The sequence below is a fragment of the Bacillus sp. Y3 genome (genome assembly GCF_008123875.1).
GTDB lineage: Bacteria > Bacillota > Bacilli > Bacillales > Bacillaceae > Bacillus > Bacillus altitudinis.
Window position 1 is genome coordinate 38,741 of sequence record NZ_VSSC01000001.1, and the last position, 14,440, is coordinate 53,180.

Sequence of the window (14,440 nt, forward strand, 5' to 3'; positions counted from 1 at the left end):
ATCTCCCGTCATCCTTCGCCCACTGCCGAATGTCTTGTTCGTTTTGACCCGCATTGAGCAAACATTTCAGGAATGTCATGATTTGCTTCAATCGATTCATGTCGCATTCATCCTTTCCTTCTTCTTGTCATCAACGGCTTTTTCTGCCATGAGGGTCATGTATGTGCGTTTTTCTTCTGCCGTGGGGAAAGCAAAAATCGGCTCTTTTTGATGAAAAGTGATCCAGCCGCCAGCTTGTACTAGGCAATGCTGGGCTTCTTTTCGGGCATCAAATGTCATCTGATGTCTCATCATCATCAAATCCTTTCTCACGGTCCTCGTCCTCTAATCGATAACCATTTCGGGACATTTCATATGGCCAGTAACGTTTTGGATAGCCGAAATCATTCATTTGTGTCACCATCGGATGTTCGATACTCATTCTGTTTGTCTCCCCTTTTTAAGAACGGTCTTCCTCAAGACTATTACTCTTTTTGTGTAACTTTTGACCAAAAAAAAGCTCTTGAACACCGATATTTAGCAAATCTGCAATATGCTTGGCTATTTCTAAGCTGGGCTTTGTTCGGCCCATTTCTATATTTGCATAGCCACTCGTGTACTTATATCCAAGTTTTTTCGCCATATACGTTTGTGTTTTTCCTTGTAATATTCGTTCTTCTCGTAAATTTTCAAGTTTCATGTTTCCACCTCTTACTCATTATGTGTAAGTTATATTCATTATGATAATATACACAAAACGAGTAAGTCAATCATATTTTTATTCTTTTTGTGTATTTATTTATCTTTTCCGTGTAATTCATGATAAAATTTACACATAATATGAAAAAAGGTGTTTCCGATGGATAATTTGACTGGAAAGATTCTAACTGAATTAAGAGAGAAACATGGATGGAGTAAGTCTACCGTTGCCAAAAAACTCGGATTAAAGGCGATGTCGACCTATGCTAACTGGGAGTATGGATTGAGAAAGCCAGATGGTGAAATGATTGTGAAAATCGCCGAGTTATACGGGGTCTCAACAGATTATCTTCTCACAGGTAAAGACAAAAACGCCTCTGATGACGATCTTGCAGATGATCCTGATTTGCAAATTGCGTTTAAAGCTGCCTCCGATTTTTCTGAAGAAGCACGAAGACAAACCATCGACTTTATTAACTACATTAGAGAGAAAGAAAAACAAAAAGGCCGTCAGCCAAAACAGACAGACGACAAATAAAAGATCTCTTTTCATAAAGCATCACATAGCTGGGTAGATACCCAGCTTTTTTTATGTCTCTTTTTCCCCCTAAAAAAGAATGACATATGAATAAAAAATCATGTTTTTTGGGATAAAATCGTCTTCCCCTAAATAATATGTGACAATTTTCACCAAAAATACTCATTTTTCCACTTATTTTGATTGACATATAATTCTATTATTATTAATATATGTATATACCAAAAAAAGGAGTGTTACCGATGAAAAAATTAATGAAAGCTTGTACATTGTCTTTAGCTGCTTTAGGTGCTCTTACGTTCTTCCAAACAGAAGGTGCTCATGCAGCTGCACAGCCTAAAGAACCAGTTATAGCAAAAGCTCCTATTATGAATAAAGTGATTACGGTGAACCGCACACTTACTGTAGGTTCTTCAATCGCTGTTTCACTTCCAGCAAGTCAAATTTCTGTCTCAGGCGCAACGTATGCCATTCAATTAGACCAAACTGCTCCAAACTTCACTTGGATCCGTGCTGTACAACGCGGTTCTGTTACAGTGTCTTACTATAATTCACTAGGTGAGCTTGTTATTAACTATATTACTGTTCGTTAAGCGATTTTTTTCATATGAAAAGGCGATGACTACATGTTCATCGCCTTTTTGTGTTTTTACTTTTAAGCTGCTTACCAGTGCTTGCCAATCTCTATCCATTATGTTAACTTTTAATAAAAATAAGTTTACATATTGAGAGGGGCTTATGATGGGAAAAATAACGTCTTTGTCTTGGGAAACGATCGTGAAGAAAGCCATCAATCATGAACCAATTACGATGGAAGAAGGTCTAAATATTCTTGAAGCAGACGACGCAGAGTTGCTGCCTATTATGCATGCAGCTTATCAGGTGAGATTTCATTTTTTTCAAAAAAAGGTGAAGTTAAATATGATCTTTAACGCCAAAAGCGGATATTGTCCTGAAAACTGCGGGTATTGTTCACAATCGGTGATTTCAACAGCTCTGCTTGAGAGATATACAATGCTTGACCAAAAAACCATTGTGGCCGGTGCGCGTGAGGCGTTAAAAAGAAAAGCAGGGACTTATTGTATTGTAGCAAGCGGGAGAGCACCTTCGCACCGTGAATTAGATGAAGTCACCGCAGCAGTAAAGGAAATTACTGAGACGATGCCTTTGAAGGTGTGTGCATGCCTTGGGTTATTAAATGAAGAAAAAGCGAAACGGCTGAAGGAAGCGGGTGTTCATCGGTATAATCATAATCTCAATACACATCAAGATCATCATGCTCAAATTACAACGACCCATACGTATGATGACCGCGTATCGACCATTGAGAAGGTCAAACAGTCAGGGATGTCACCATGTTCAGGGGTTATTATTGGAATGGGCGAAACCAATCAACAAATTGTCGAAATGGCTTTTGCGCTTAGAGCCCTTGATGCGGATTCGATTCCCGTCAACTTTCTCCATGCAATTGAAGGAACGCCTCTTGAACATCAAGAACGCACACATCCAATCAAAGCGTTGAAAGTTTTGGCACTGATGCGATTTATCAACCCGGCTAAGGAAATTCGAGTATCTGGGGGAAGAGAGTTTAATTTACGAACGCTTCAGCCTCTCGCATTATATGCAGCGAACTCTATTTTCGTAGGCGATTATTTAACGACAAAAGGACAGCAAGTTCAAACCGATCATCACATCATTGAAGATTTAGGTTTTGAAATAGAAGAATGTGCGCTTTAAAAAAAGTCTGCCGATGAATCGGCAGACTTTTGACGTTAAGATTAGAATCTTTTATGGAAATCGACAGTACCGCTTCCTTCTTCGCGGTCAAAGCTGCCAACAAAAGTCCAGTTAATATAGCCGCCGTCACCATTGTTGACAAACGTACCATCTTCAAATACCCAAATACCAAACGTAATGCCGTCATATTCAACACTATCATAATAAACAACATTGTTCAGTCCGCTAAAGTCATGATCTTGGCTTAAGTTTTGAACAACTACGTTGTAATTTTGACCTGCTTCATAGAATGCACTGTATGCCGCATTTTTTACAAATCCATCACGATTTTGAGATGATTTGACTGCTTGTTCAATTTTATCGGCAATGGCTACTGGATCAATCGAGACACTTCCATCGACACCTGTTGTCGTAGCAGCTTCAGCCTTTTGACCAAAAGTCGTAAGAGATAAAGGGACAGCAACCATTGACGTAGCAATCATAGAGCTAACAAAAAATTTACTTTTTTTCCTCATTATTTCTAACTCCTCCTTTAATTGGTATGTTTATGTACTACCCTTTTCTTTGTCACTTAAACACTAATTTAAGAAAAAACTTCTTTTTCTACCAATTAAGAGGCTTTTTTTACTGTTTAAAAGGGCAAAACAACAAAAAAACTACTCTTTTAAAAGAGTAGTTTTCCATCATTACATAAACAGGATAAATAAAATCAGACCTAGGATGATTCGGTAGATCGCAAAAGGCACAAGTTTGATTTTATTAATCAGTTTTAGGAAGAATCGAACAACAAAGAGAGCCACAATAAACGCACTCACAAAGCCCACAATAAAGAATGGAAGCATGTCTGTTGTTAAATATTCGGCATTTTTAACAAGTGTTAAGAGGCTTGCTCCCGCCATAATCGGCATAGCCATAATAAACGTAAAGTCAGCCGCCGCTCGGTGATTCAGTCCAAGAATAACACCACCTGCTATTGTAGAACCTGAACGCGAGAAGCCTGGCCATAGTGCTAAACATTGAAATAACCCGATATACAGCGCTTGTCTGTACGTCATATTATCCACAGAGCTTGTTTCTGTTTTACGTTTATTGATCCAATCAGCGACAAGCATCAGCACAGCCCCTAAAATCAAACCGACAGCGACCGTTCTCACATCAAACAAATATTTATCAATATAATCTTCAAATAAGAATCCTAAAATGACGGCTGGGACGAGTCCAACAGCAATTTGAGCAATGGTCAGCTTATGTCCGCTGCGTTTTTGTTCTTCTGTGATATTTTTCTTTAAGCCTAACAAGTTCAAAATACGATCTTTAAACACGATCATGACAGCTAAAATAGAACCTAACTGAATCACGACTTTAAATGTGTTTGCAGCCTCTGGCGTAATGATGTCTTTTGATTTTAGCCAAAGATCATCAACAATGATCATATGCCCTGTAGACGAGACAGGTGCATACTCTGTTAATCCTTCGACAATTCCTAAAACCAGTGCCACGAATAAATCCCATAGATTCATGATTTTCTTTCCTTTCAATTCTGATCTTTTGAAGGCAAACATCTATGTCCACATAAAGACAAGCTTTCTTTTTCGAAAGCTCGTCTTTATGATACTATATTTTTTTCTAAAAAAGATTATGACATCAAACCTTTTCTTCTTTATACAAATTGGATCGCATTTTGAACCAATCAAACAGGTGGGTCGTGATCACTTTCAGAACGGCATACGTCGGAATCGCGACAATGATGCCGACGACACTGAACAATTTACCTGCTGTTAATAGAACAAAAATAATCGTAATCGGATGGATATGAAGGTTTTTCCCCATGACCTGAGGAGAAATGAATTTCCCTTCAATGAGCTGAACCACTGTCCAGACAATGATGAGTTTTAAAAGCATCACTGGTGATGTCACAAGCGCAATCACAATCGCTGGTGTAATCGCAATGGTTGGACCAAGGTATGGCACTACACTTGTACATGCCGCAATAATCGCCAGCAGCAGCGCATAGTCAAGTCCAATAATCATATAGCCAATTAAAAGAAGAATACCGATACAGAAGCTGACAATGATCTGCCCGCGTATATAAGAACTTAGACGATGGTTCATTTCGTGAAGCACGATATGAGTATGGTCTCTAAACTTATTCGGGATAAATTTCAAGAAATAGTCAGGCAGTTTTTTGCCGTCTTTTAATAGATAAAACAGAATGAACGGAACCGTCACGATCGAGATGATAATTTCAGTAAGCGCCCCTAAGAAAGTGCCGACTCCGGTAAAAGTGCTTTCCAAAATCTTCGTCGCTTGACTTGACGCTTTACTTACCAATTCAGAGACGTTAAAGTTCATCGTTTTCTGCACTTGACTAATAAAGTTGCTTCCAGTTAATTGTCTAATCTGTTCTTCTACCGTATCAACGTATTTTGGCAGATTATGAAACAGACTCATCGTTTGTGCTTGTAAAAAAGGAATAATAGATACAATGGTCACAGTAATGATCCCAATAATGACGATATATAAAAGCAAAATCGAAAAGATCCGTTTGACCTTAAATCTCTCTAATAAATTCACAATTGGATTTAATAAATAATACACAACCCCCGTTAAAATAATCGGTAAGGCAATGGTTTTGATGAGTACAATGAGCGGTGTGAAAATAAAAGATGCTTTCATGAAAACAAGGATATTCAACCCTATTAATAGCAGGATGAGTAAAAAGAGAACAAACTTGTTATCAAGAAAAAATTTTCTAAATCGACTGCTCCACATTTGCATAGAATTCATATCTTTCCTCCAAACACGGGCTATTTTATTAGTAAATTGTACACTACTTGATCATCATTTTGTGATCATTGTTTTAGCTTTTTTTCACGTTTCGCAATGGACATGGACCATCCAATCAAAATCGGTTGTCCGATTAATCTCATCCATAACAAGGCTTGTTCTGTGCTCTCTTGCCCTGGAAATGGAATCCCTTCTCTCGCAGCAAATAGGTTCGCAGGGAAAATGAGCACCAGATAGACAGCGATCATTTTTGCTGCCACAATCCTTACGTTTGGAAGAAGCAGTAATACGGCCAACAGCCATTCCAAGCATGCGGTGGCATAAATGATACCATAGGGAAATGGCCATCCAGACATCATGCGGGCAAAGCCGCTTGGCTCTATCACATGAAAAACACCGGCTGCTATAAATAAAAGCGCGAATGCGTATGTACTTCCTATATGTAGGATGCGCTTCATGTTCGTTTCCTCCTCCCTCCTTCTCAAGTATTACCCGAATGAAGGAGGAAACTATCCACTTTTCGTACATTTATATTCTTTATGTAAGACGCATCAGCTAAGGTAAAGGTTTCATCCGCTTTTCAATAAAAAAGAAGATTCTTTCATACAAACGCTTTCAAAGCATGTATAATCAGAGAAAAGCAGAAGGAGGGAATGTGATGATTCGATTTGCTGTCATCGGAACGAATTGGATTACAGATCGATTCTTACAGGCTGGTGAAGGAGTGGCGGATTTTACATGTACGGCCGTCTATTCTCGGTCTGCTGAAAAAGGACAGGCATTTGCAAACAAGTATGGCATTGATACCGTCTTTACTAATTTACAACAAATGGCGGCAAGTGATGCGTTTGATGCTGTGTATATCGCAAGTCCAAACGCCCTTCACAAAGAGCAAGCGATGCTGATGATGGCGCATCAAAAACATGTATTATGTGAAAAACCATTGGCCTCTCACCGGAAAGAGGCTGAAGAAATGATTGCTGCTGCGAAAAAATATCAGGTGTGCTTAATGGAAGCGATGAAGACCACCTTTCTGCCGAATTTTCTTCAAATCAAACAGCATCTTGATCAACTAGGCCCCATTCGGCAAGTGATCGCTCATTACTGTAAATATTCCTCAAGATACGATGCCTACCGAAACGGTGAGATTCCAAATGCTTTTAAGCCGGAATTATCCAATGGCTCCTTAATGGACATCGGCGTGTATCTTGTCTTTCCCATCATTTATTTATTCGGGCTGCCACATCAAATCACCGCGAGAGGCTATACACTTTCTTCTGGAGTAGATGGGAGCGGTTCATTACTTTTACAATATGAAGGACATCAAGCACTTCTTTTCCATTCAAAAATCTCAACATCTCATGTATCTGCTGAAATTCAAGGGGAGGATGCCACAATGGTGATTGATCAATTCCATCGCCCTTCTCGTATCATCATCCATGATCGGAATGGACAGCAAACCGATATTTCTATCAAAGATGATCAACCGGCTATGTATTATGAAATCGATCACTTCATTCAATGCATCAAGCAAAAAAAGGGGCAGTCTCCAATCAATACATTTGCCTTATCCGTTCAAACCATGTCCGTCATGGACGAGGCAAGAAGACAAATGGGCATTATCTATCCAGCCGACAGACAAATGTAATGAGGCATTGAACGAACAAAGGGCGTTTTACAGCCCTTTGTTTGTTCGTGTGAATCTAGTTTGCCGCTAATACATCGGCAAATGCTTTCACATATGGCGGAAGGTCCGGCGGGCGTCTGCTTGATACAATATGACCATCTGTCACAACGGCTTCATCAAACCATTCCGCTCCAGCATTCGTCATATCATCTTTAATACCAGGTGTACTCGTTACTTTTTTACCTTTCAGGATACCAGCTGAAATGAGCACCCAGCCGGCATGACAGATTTGTCCGATCGGTTTGCCCTTTGCATCAAACGTACGAACGATGTCTAATACTTCTGGATATCGGCGCAGTTTATCGGGCGCCCATCCCCCAGGAACGAGAACCGCATCATAATCATCTGCTTGAATGGAATAGAAGTCTGCATCTGATACAGCCGGCACTCCGTACTTCCCGATATATTCATGATCTGCTTTTTCGCCTACGAGATGGACAGTTGCCCCCTCTTCTCTTAATCGCAAAACGGGATACCATAGCTCTAAATCTTCAAAATCATCACTGACTAACGCAATGACCTTCTTATTTGATAAACGCATAACCTCTCTCCTTTTCTTCGGATTTCCTCTATTGTACGAGATCATCTCTTAAAAAGAAAAGCGGTTCCCCTTGAGGAGAACCACTTTCCATTATTCACTGATCTTGAATTTTTTAATTAAGTCACGCAATTCTTCCGCCATTTGGGAAAGCGTCGTTGAAGAAGAACTAATCTCTTCCATTGATGCCAGCTGTTCTTCTGCTGATGCCGCGATATCTTGAATACTTGCTGAACTCTCTCTCGATACATCTGCAATTTCATTCACTGCTTTAGAAATTTGCTCAGATCCTTTTGAAAGCTCACGAACTGTTGTATTCATTTCATTGATTCTTGTCGCAATTTCTGCCGTTTGCTGATTGATTTGTGAGAAGCTTTCTTTTGTTTGGTCTGTAATTGATAGACCATTTTTTACTTCTTCATTCACAGATTTGAACATATTTTGAGACGTTTCAATTTCAGAGACAATTTCTTTGACGAGTTTTTCAATCTCTTTTGCAGAATCTGATGATTGAACCGCCAGCTTACGGACTTCTTCTGCTACAACTGAGAAGCCTCTGCCTGACTCGCCCGCACGTGCTGCTTCAATGGCTGCATTCAGAGCCAGTAAATTCGTTTGATCTGCTATACCGTTAATGACACCTAAAATGTTGGTGATATCTTTTGATTTATGCTCTAATCCGTTGATCACACTTTCAGCTTCTTTCACTGAATGATCAATCGTTTTCATTTGGCCAACTGTCTGTTCAACAAGCTGTCCGCCTGTTTCTGCGACTTTTTTTGATTGAACCGATGATTCTGTAATGACATCAGATGTTTGTGCAACTTCATTTAGCCCTTCGTTCATTTGTTTCAAGTGGGCTGCACTTTGTTCCACCATTTCACTTTGATTTTCGTTTCCGTTCGAGAATGTTTCAATGGATGATGTAATATGTTCGGTTGCTTTTGTCGTTTGACCTGCACTTGCCGTCAGTTCTTCCGACGATGACGCCACGTTTTCAACAGATGTCTGTACAGCTTGGATCACATCTCTGAGTGACTCACTCATTTCATTAAAACTTGTACCGAGCTGACCAATCTCATCCTTTGACCGGACATCAATTTTCTCTGTTAAATCTCCTTCGCTAATCTTCTTAGAAGAGGAGACAAGCATGGAAAGTGGTTTTGTAATAGAACGGATGATAAAGAAGATGAGAATACCGCCAATGATGAGCGCACCAGCTAATATAATGGCCGCCATATTGAAGACTGGCTGCGCCGCTTCTTCTACTTCACTGACAAACATTGTACCGGCAATTTTCCAACCAGTCGCTTTGTTTGTTGTGAACTCCATTTGCTTTTCTTTCCCTTCAAACATATAACTCATTGAACCTTTGTCTTGTGTATAAAGCTTGTCTACCCAATCACCTGTTAATTTTGTTCCTGCTTTTTTCGTTGGATGTGCCACGTATGTTCGATCTGGGCTTCCGATAAAAGCATGACCTTCTTTACCAATATTGATACTATTAGACTCTTTTACTAGATTCGCAATGTCCAGGTTCATGGCAATAACACCAGAACCGTCCTCTAGTTTTTTAGAAATCGTCACAACAAGTGTACCAGTTGATGCGGTTGGGTATGGAGCGGAAACAGACAGCTCACCGTTTTTCGCCCAGCCATCTTTGTACCAATCCCGCTCAGTTGCGACATAATCAGCAGGCATTTTTTGATTTGGATATCTTGAGAACACTTTTCCATCACTTGAAGCAACAAAGATGCCTTCTGTGTCATCATTCATGCTCATGAATTGCTCAAAGCGCCCTTGAATATCAGTCGTTCCTTTTTGCCCCAGCTTTTTCTTCGTAATCCATTTGCTAAAGAAATCGGCTGCGTCTGTTTTTACTTTCACAACCTTCGTAATGTTTTTGTCCAGCTGTTCTACATTTTCCTTTGCACTTTGCATGATTTGATCATTTAAAGAGGTGCTCGCCGTATGATATGAAGAGAATGCCAATACGATAATTGGGCATAAAAGAATAAATAAGAAAGAGAAAACGAGCTTTTTTGATATAGATGGTTTTTTGAAATACTGTATGAAATTCATAAAAAAGAAAACTCCTTTTAGTAAGATAGTATATATATCGGAAGTACTACTAGGTTCTTTACTTTTTTAATTTATTAAAGTCTAGATAAGTCCAAAATACCCAAATTATGTGCAAAAAACGGAAAAACACCTGACGTCAAAACGTCAGGTGTTCTACTATGACTCTTATATTTTAAATTGTTTGATGAGCTCTCTCAGTTCTTCTGCCATTTGAGATAAAGTGGCGGAAGATGAGCTGATCTCTTCCATTGATGCCAGCTGTTCTTCTGCTGAAGCCGCAATATCTTGGAAACCTGCGGAACTTTCACGTGAAAGCTCTTTGATTTGATTGACTGCTTGTGAAATATCGTTTGAGCCATGAGAAAGTTCTTGGGCTGATCCGTTCATTTGTTTCATTTGTTCTGTCATTTCTGATGTCTTATGGGTGATTTTCTCAAAACTCACTTTCGTTTCATCTGTAATGTTTAATCCAGATTGAACTTCACCTGCTACTTGTCTAAACATCTTCTGCGACTTTTCAATTTCATCTACAATTTCGTTCGTTAGGCTTTCAATTTCTTTTGAAGAGCTGCCTGATTGCTCTGCCAGCTTGCGGACTTCTTCTGCGACCACAGAGAAGCCTCTTCCTGCCTCACCTGCACGTGCGGCTTCTATCGCTGCATTTAAAGCGAGGAGGTTCGTCTGATCTGCAATGCCGTTGATGACTCCAAGAATGCTTGTAATGTCCTTAGATTTCTGTTCTAGCCCTGCAATCACAAGCTCTGCTTCTTTCACTGCTTGTTCAATCGTTTGCATTTGACCTGCTGTTTTTTGAACGAGCTCTCCACCAGCCTGAGCGGTTTTGCTAGACTCAATAGATGATTCCATCATATGAGAAGTCGTGTTGACCATATGTGATAAGCTTCGATCCATGTCGTTTAACTGGACAGAGCTTTTTTCGATCATCTCATTTTGATGTTCATTGCTGTTTGAGAACTGTTCAATAGATGAGGTAATATGCTCAGTCGCTTGGGCTGTCTGTCCTGCACTAGCCGTTAATTCTTCAGATGAAGCAGCAACATTTTCAATTGAATTCTGGACGGCTTGAATGACTTGTTTCAGCTTTGCCGACATATCGTTAAAGCTCTGTGCAAGCTTGCCGATTTCATCGTGTGTGCGCACCTCGATATGCTGGGTGAGATCCCCCTGACTGATTTTCTCAGCAGATTCAGAGAGCTCTATGAGTGGTTTTCGAATCGATTTAATAATAAAATAAATCGCGATTCCACCGATGACAATCGCAGCAGCTAGGATGATCATGGTTAAGTCAAGCACTGGCTGTGCGGCTTCCTTCACTTCGTTGACATACATTGTTCCCGCAAGCTTCCAGCCTGTCGCTTCATTTGTGTCATAAAACATTTGCTTCGGCTGTCCGTTAAATTCATATTCGAAACTTCCTTTTTTATTGTGATACATCTTTTCGATGAAATCGCCTGTCAGTTTCGTCCCGGCCTTTTCCGTTTTATGAGCAATGTAACGTTGGTCTGAGGTAGCGACAAACGCATAACCTTCTTGACCAATTTTGATGCTGTTTGTATCTTTCACAATCGTGTTCAATCGTACATTTATACCAATGACACCAGAACCATCTGCTAACTGTTCTGATATTGTGATGAGCAGGTCATCTGATGACTTGTCTGTAAAAGGATCTGAAATGATGAGTTTGTCATCTCCCATTGATTGTTGAAACCATGGTTCATTTTTTGCGCTTTTGGCACTACCTTTATGAATCTCGGAATATTCAGTTAGTTTACCATTCTGATCTGCAACAAATACTTCTACGACATCGTCGTCTGTTTCCGATAGTTGCTCTAATTTCACCTTAAGTAAATCCTTATTTTTAGAGGCCAGTTCCTTTTTTTTCACCGATTTAGATAAATATGAAACAATATCAATTTTAGGCTGTACATCTTTATTGATCAGTTCATTTAATTGATTCACACCATTTGCAGCGCTAGACATAATCTCATCATTGAGAGACTTAGACGCCACTTCATAGGAAAATGCGGCCAACACAAGAATGGGCACTAGGAGAATCGCTAAGAATGCAGTAATTAATTTCTTTGACATCGTAAAGTGCTTAAAAAAGTTGATTTTTTTCATGACTCTACTCCTTTTGGTTTATGATTTGGGATCATCCCCCTCTATTTTTAGGTAATACGGATTATTTTTCAAGGTGTAATGCTCAAAAACCCACCAAAATAAGCATATTTACCTATTTCTTTCGTTATATTCAGTTCAAAAAAGAACCCCCTAGCTGGAGGTTCTTTTCATTTTGTTTATTCGACTTTAAATTTGCTAATCAAATCACGTAATTCTTCTGCCATTGAAGAAAGGGTGGCAGAGGATGAGCTGATCTCTTCCATTGATGCCAGCTGTTCTTCAGCTGAAGCGGCAATGTCTTGAATATTGGCGGAGCTTTCACGTGATACGTCTGCAATCTCACGGACAGCCTCAGAAACATGTGCAGATCCTTTTGACAGCTGGACAACTGTTCGATTCATTGTTTGGAGCTGATCTGAGATTTCTTTGGTCATGTCGAAAATATTGTGGAAGCTGACTTTCGTTTGTTCAGTAAAGCTTAAGCCTGATTGAACTTCTTGATTTACTGCTGTGAATACTTCTTGTGATACATCAATATCTTGAACGATTTCTTTGATTAAGTTTTCAATTTCTTTCGCTGAGTTGGCAGATTGAACAGCAAGTTTTCTTACTTCTTCTGCTACAACGGAGAAGCCTCGACCAGATTCGCCAGCTCTTGCTGCCTCAATCGCTGCATTCAGCGCAAGTAAATTCGTTTGATCTGCGATGCCATTAATAACACCAAGAATCTGGGTAATATCTTTTGATTTGCTTTCCAGCGCACTGATGACATTCTCTGCTTTTTTCACTGATTGATCAATCACGTTCATTTGAGAAGCGGTTTTTTCTACTAGCTGTCCGCCTTCTCCTGCAATCTCTGTTGATTTGATGGATGAAGCGGTAATCGATTCAGCCGACTCGTTCATGTGCTGAAGGCCTCTGTTCATTTCTTCTAACTCTTCTGAGCTTGATTCCACTTTATCATTCTGGCTTTCGTTACCAGTAGAGAATTGTTCAATGGCTAATGTAATATGCTCTGTTGCTTTACTTGTTTGTCCTGCGCTTGCGGTCAGTTCTTCTGATGAAGAAGCGACATTTTCAACGGAGGTTTGGACGGCACCAATGAGGGATCTTAATGAGTCAATCATCGTATTAAAGCCTTTACCAACTTGTCCTATTTCATCATCTGATTGAATCTGAAGTTTATCACGTAAATCACCATCGCTGACCTTTTTCGAGAAACGGGCCAGATTGGATAATCTACTTGAAATAGAGCGGACAATAAAGAAGATGAGGGTTCCTGCTACGATCAGTGTCACACTGAACACAATAATGGCTGTATTGAAAACGGGTTTAGCTGCATCCTCTACTTCTGATACGAGCATCGTGCCGCCGATTTTCCAGCCGGTTAGTTCATTGGTGACATAAGCTACCTTTTTATCTGTTCCATTGAGTGTATAGCTGCCGTTTCCTTGTTTGTTTTTAAAAATAATGTTCGCCAAATTCTCATTGACTTTGCTTCCTGGCTTTTGGGTTGGATCTGCTAACACGGTTTTATCCTTCTCCATGATGAAAGCATATCCTTTTTGACCTATTTTGATTTCTTTTAGCTTTTGAATGAGGCTGTCAATTTCCATATCAAGACCAATCACCCCTGAGCCATCTTTCGTTTTTTGGGCAATGGTGATGACCATTTTACCTGTAGATGCTGCGACATATGGCTTCGTGATGACTTGTTTACCATCAGCACTCATGGCCTCTTGATACCATGGACGCTCTCGCGGGTCATAGCCTTCAGGCATTTTTTGAACTGGGTATTGCATGAACAAACCCTTTTCTGAACCTGCATAAATGGCTGAGACATCTTTTTCATTAATTTTTCCATATTGCTGCAATTCTTTAATGGTAGCTTGTCTATTTTTTTCTTGAAGATTAGCCGCTTTGAGATCATCTGTAAACAGAGTCACAGCCTCTGCCTTGTTCCCAATATTCTCATCGATTAAGGTATCAAATGCATTGACCTGACTCATCGCACTGCCCATAATCTGTTTGTCTAACTCTGTCTTTGATGTGAAAAACGCACTAATGGTCAGTGCAACAGTTGGCAGTATAAGGACTACCAAAAAGGCAATAACTAATTTTTTAGAAATGGATGGTTTTTTGAACCATTGGATCATTTTTCCCATTTTCTCTTTCCCCCTTTACTTCTCTAAAGTTATTATCGGATGAAAGGTTTATTTTTAGAGGGCTGGAAATGACGTTTAAAAATAAA

15 protein-coding genes and 3 pseudogenes are annotated in these 14,440 nt (G+C 39.7%); 4 read left to right on the forward strand and 14 right to left on the reverse strand.

Annotated elements, in window-relative coordinates:
• Positions 1–96 precede the first annotated feature (96 nt).
• Genes FXF70_RS00255 through FXF70_RS00260 form a run of 3 tightly spaced genes read right to left on the reverse strand, consistent with a single transcriptional unit; the run spans position 97 to position 679 of the window.
• Entirely contained in the window at positions 97–291 is a 195-nt protein-coding gene (locus FXF70_RS00255) for a hypothetical protein (RefSeq protein WP_226650593.1), read from the reverse strand.
• Positions 269–421, reverse strand: coding sequence for a hypothetical protein (locus tag FXF70_RS18970; RefSeq protein WP_017358977.1), 153 nt, complete (start codon positions 419–421; stop codon positions 269–271). Before FXF70_RS18970 ends, FXF70_RS00255 begins: the two co-directional genes overlap by 23 nt.
• A gap of 18 nt (positions 422–439) precedes the next feature.
• A complete protein-coding gene (locus tag FXF70_RS00260) occupies positions 440–679 on the reverse strand; it encodes a helix-turn-helix transcriptional regulator (protein WP_017358976.1) in 240 nt (79 codons plus the stop codon).
• A 159-nt stretch (positions 680–838) separates the two neighbouring features.
• Between FXF70_RS00260 and FXF70_RS00265 the strand changes: the two genes are divergently transcribed.
• The 3 genes from FXF70_RS00265 to bioB all read left to right on the forward strand — a co-directional run bounded on the left by FXF70_RS00265 (position 839) and on the right by bioB (position 2,953).
• A complete protein-coding gene (locus tag FXF70_RS00265) occupies positions 839–1,216 on the forward strand; it encodes a helix-turn-helix domain-containing protein (protein WP_007500560.1) in 378 nt (125 codons plus the stop codon).
• 242 nt (positions 1,217–1,458) lie between these two features.
• Entirely contained in the window at positions 1,459–1,809 is a 351-nt protein-coding gene (locus FXF70_RS00270) for a hypothetical protein (protein WP_003213146.1), read from the forward strand.
• A 148-nt stretch (positions 1,810–1,957) separates the two neighbouring features.
• On the forward strand, positions 1,958–2,953 hold the full coding sequence (gene bioB / locus FXF70_RS00275; protein ID WP_017367939.1) for a biotin synthase BioB: 996 nt from the start codon (positions 1,958–1,960) through the stop codon (positions 2,951–2,953).
• A gap of 41 nt (positions 2,954–2,994) precedes the next feature.
• Here bioB and FXF70_RS00280 read toward each other — a convergent pair whose 3' ends face one another.
• From FXF70_RS00280 to FXF70_RS00295, 4 genes are all read right to left on the reverse strand, one after another.
• On the reverse strand, positions 2,995–3,468 hold the full coding sequence (locus FXF70_RS00280; RefSeq protein ID WP_148779648.1) for a stress protein: 474 nt from the start codon (positions 3,466–3,468) through the stop codon (positions 2,995–2,997).
• A gap of 171 nt (positions 3,469–3,639) precedes the next feature.
• Positions 3,640–4,473, reverse strand: coding sequence for an undecaprenyl-diphosphate phosphatase (locus FXF70_RS00285; RefSeq protein WP_024719699.1), 834 nt, complete (start codon positions 4,471–4,473; stop codon positions 3,640–3,642).
• 124 nt (positions 4,474–4,597) lie between these two features.
• Positions 4,598–5,740: an AI-2E family transporter gene (locus tag FXF70_RS00290; protein ID WP_007500555.1), complete on the reverse strand. Its 1,143-nt coding sequence runs from the start codon at positions 5,738–5,740 to the stop codon at positions 4,598–4,600.
• Positions 5,741–5,805: 65 nt separating this feature from the next.
• Positions 5,806–6,198: a DoxX family protein gene (locus tag FXF70_RS00295; protein ID WP_148779649.1), complete on the reverse strand. Its 393-nt coding sequence runs from the start codon at positions 6,196–6,198 to the stop codon at positions 5,806–5,808.
• Between the two features lie 200 nt (positions 6,199–6,398).
• Between FXF70_RS00295 and FXF70_RS00300 the strand changes: the two genes are divergently transcribed.
• A complete protein-coding gene (locus tag FXF70_RS00300; protein WP_008344161.1) occupies positions 6,399–7,388 on the forward strand; it encodes a Gfo/Idh/MocA family protein in 990 nt (329 codons plus the stop codon).
• Between the two features lie 55 nt (positions 7,389–7,443).
• Here FXF70_RS00300 and FXF70_RS00305 read toward each other — a convergent pair whose 3' ends face one another.
• From FXF70_RS00305 to FXF70_RS19420, 7 genes and pseudogenes are all read right to left on the reverse strand, one after another.
• The gene (locus tag FXF70_RS00305) at positions 7,444–7,968 is read right to left on the reverse strand and encodes a type 1 glutamine amidotransferase domain-containing protein (RefSeq protein ID WP_008344162.1); all 525 of its coding nucleotides are present in this window, start codon (positions 7,966–7,968) and stop codon (positions 7,444–7,446) included.
• 90 nt (positions 7,969–8,058) lie between these two features.
• Positions 8,059–9,012, reverse strand: coding sequence for a methyl-accepting chemotaxis protein (locus FXF70_RS19395; protein WP_375803961.1), 954 nt, complete (start codon positions 9,010–9,012; stop codon positions 8,059–8,061).
• Positions 9,004–10,047 (reverse strand): annotated as a pseudogene (locus tag FXF70_RS19400) (HAMP domain-containing protein); the annotation flags it as partial. The pseudogene FXF70_RS19400 and the gene FXF70_RS19395, both read right to left, overlap by 9 nt.
• Before the next feature lie 165 nt (positions 10,048–10,212).
• The gene (locus FXF70_RS19405) at positions 10,213–11,160 is read right to left on the reverse strand and encodes a methyl-accepting chemotaxis protein (protein ID WP_370539194.1); all 948 of its coding nucleotides are present in this window, start codon (positions 11,158–11,160) and stop codon (positions 10,213–10,215) included.
• A pseudogene (locus tag FXF70_RS19410) lies at positions 11,152–12,189 on the reverse strand (HAMP domain-containing protein); the annotation flags it as partial. The pseudogene FXF70_RS19410 and the gene FXF70_RS19405, both read right to left, overlap by 9 nt.
• A 176-nt stretch (positions 12,190–12,365) precedes the next feature.
• A complete protein-coding gene (locus FXF70_RS19415) occupies positions 12,366–13,316 on the reverse strand; it encodes a methyl-accepting chemotaxis protein (RefSeq protein ID WP_370529239.1) in 951 nt (316 codons plus the stop codon).
• Positions 13,311–14,354, reverse strand: a pseudogene (locus FXF70_RS19420) (HAMP domain-containing protein); the annotation flags it as partial. The gene FXF70_RS19415 and the pseudogene FXF70_RS19420, both read right to left, overlap by 6 nt.
• Positions 14,355–14,440: the final 86 nt, after the last annotated feature.

What these genes read in the sequence shown, in the direction of transcription:
- FXF70_RS00255 (WP_226650593.1), bottom strand. Translation starts at nt 291, where the DNA reads ATGAGACATCAGATGACATTTGATGCCCGAAAAGAAGCCCAGCATTGC.
- FXF70_RS18970 (WP_017358977.1), bottom strand. Translation starts at nt 421, where the DNA reads ATGAGTATCGAACATCCGATGGTGACACAAATGAATGATTTCGGCTAT.
- FXF70_RS00260 (WP_017358976.1), bottom strand. Translation starts at nt 679, where the DNA reads ATGAAACTTGAAAATTTACGAGAAGAACGAATATTACAAGGAAAAACA.
- FXF70_RS00265 (WP_007500560.1), top strand. Translation starts at nt 839, where the DNA reads ATGGATAATTTGACTGGAAAGATTCTAACTGAATTAAGAGAGAAACAT.
- FXF70_RS00270 (WP_003213146.1), top strand. Translation starts at nt 1,459, where the DNA reads ATGAAAAAATTAATGAAAGCTTGTACATTGTCTTTAGCTGCTTTAGGT.
- bioB (WP_017367939.1), top strand. Translation starts at nt 1,958, where the DNA reads ATGGGAAAAATAACGTCTTTGTCTTGGGAAACGATCGTGAAGAAAGCC.
- FXF70_RS00280 (WP_148779648.1), bottom strand. Translation starts at nt 3,468, where the DNA reads ATGAGGAAAAAAAGTAAATTTTTTGTTAGCTCTATGATTGCTACGTCA.
- FXF70_RS00285 (WP_024719699.1), bottom strand. Translation starts at nt 4,473, where the DNA reads ATGAATCTATGGGATTTATTCGTGGCACTGGTTTTAGGAATTGTCGAA.
- FXF70_RS00290 (WP_007500555.1), bottom strand. Translation starts at nt 5,740, where the DNA reads ATGAATTCTATGCAAATGTGGAGCAGTCGATTTAGAAAATTTTTTCTT.
- FXF70_RS00295 (WP_148779649.1), bottom strand. Translation starts at nt 6,198, where the DNA reads ATGAAGCGCATCCTACATATAGGAAGTACATACGCATTCGCGCTTTTA.
- FXF70_RS00300 (WP_008344161.1), top strand. Translation starts at nt 6,399, where the DNA reads ATGATTCGATTTGCTGTCATCGGAACGAATTGGATTACAGATCGATTC.
- FXF70_RS00305 (WP_008344162.1), bottom strand. Translation starts at nt 7,968, where the DNA reads ATGCGTTTATCAAATAAGAAGGTCATTGCGTTAGTCAGTGATGATTTT.
- FXF70_RS19395 (WP_375803961.1), bottom strand. Translation starts at nt 9,012, where the DNA reads ATGAGTGAGTCACTCAGAGATGTGATCCAAGCTGTACAGACATCTGTT.
- FXF70_RS19405 (WP_370539194.1), bottom strand. Translation starts at nt 11,160, where the DNA reads ATGTCGGCAAAGCTGAAACAAGTCATTCAAGCCGTCCAGAATTCAATT.
- FXF70_RS19415 (WP_370529239.1), bottom strand. Translation starts at nt 13,316, where the DNA reads ATGATTGACTCATTAAGATCCCTCATTGGTGCCGTCCAAACCTCCGTT.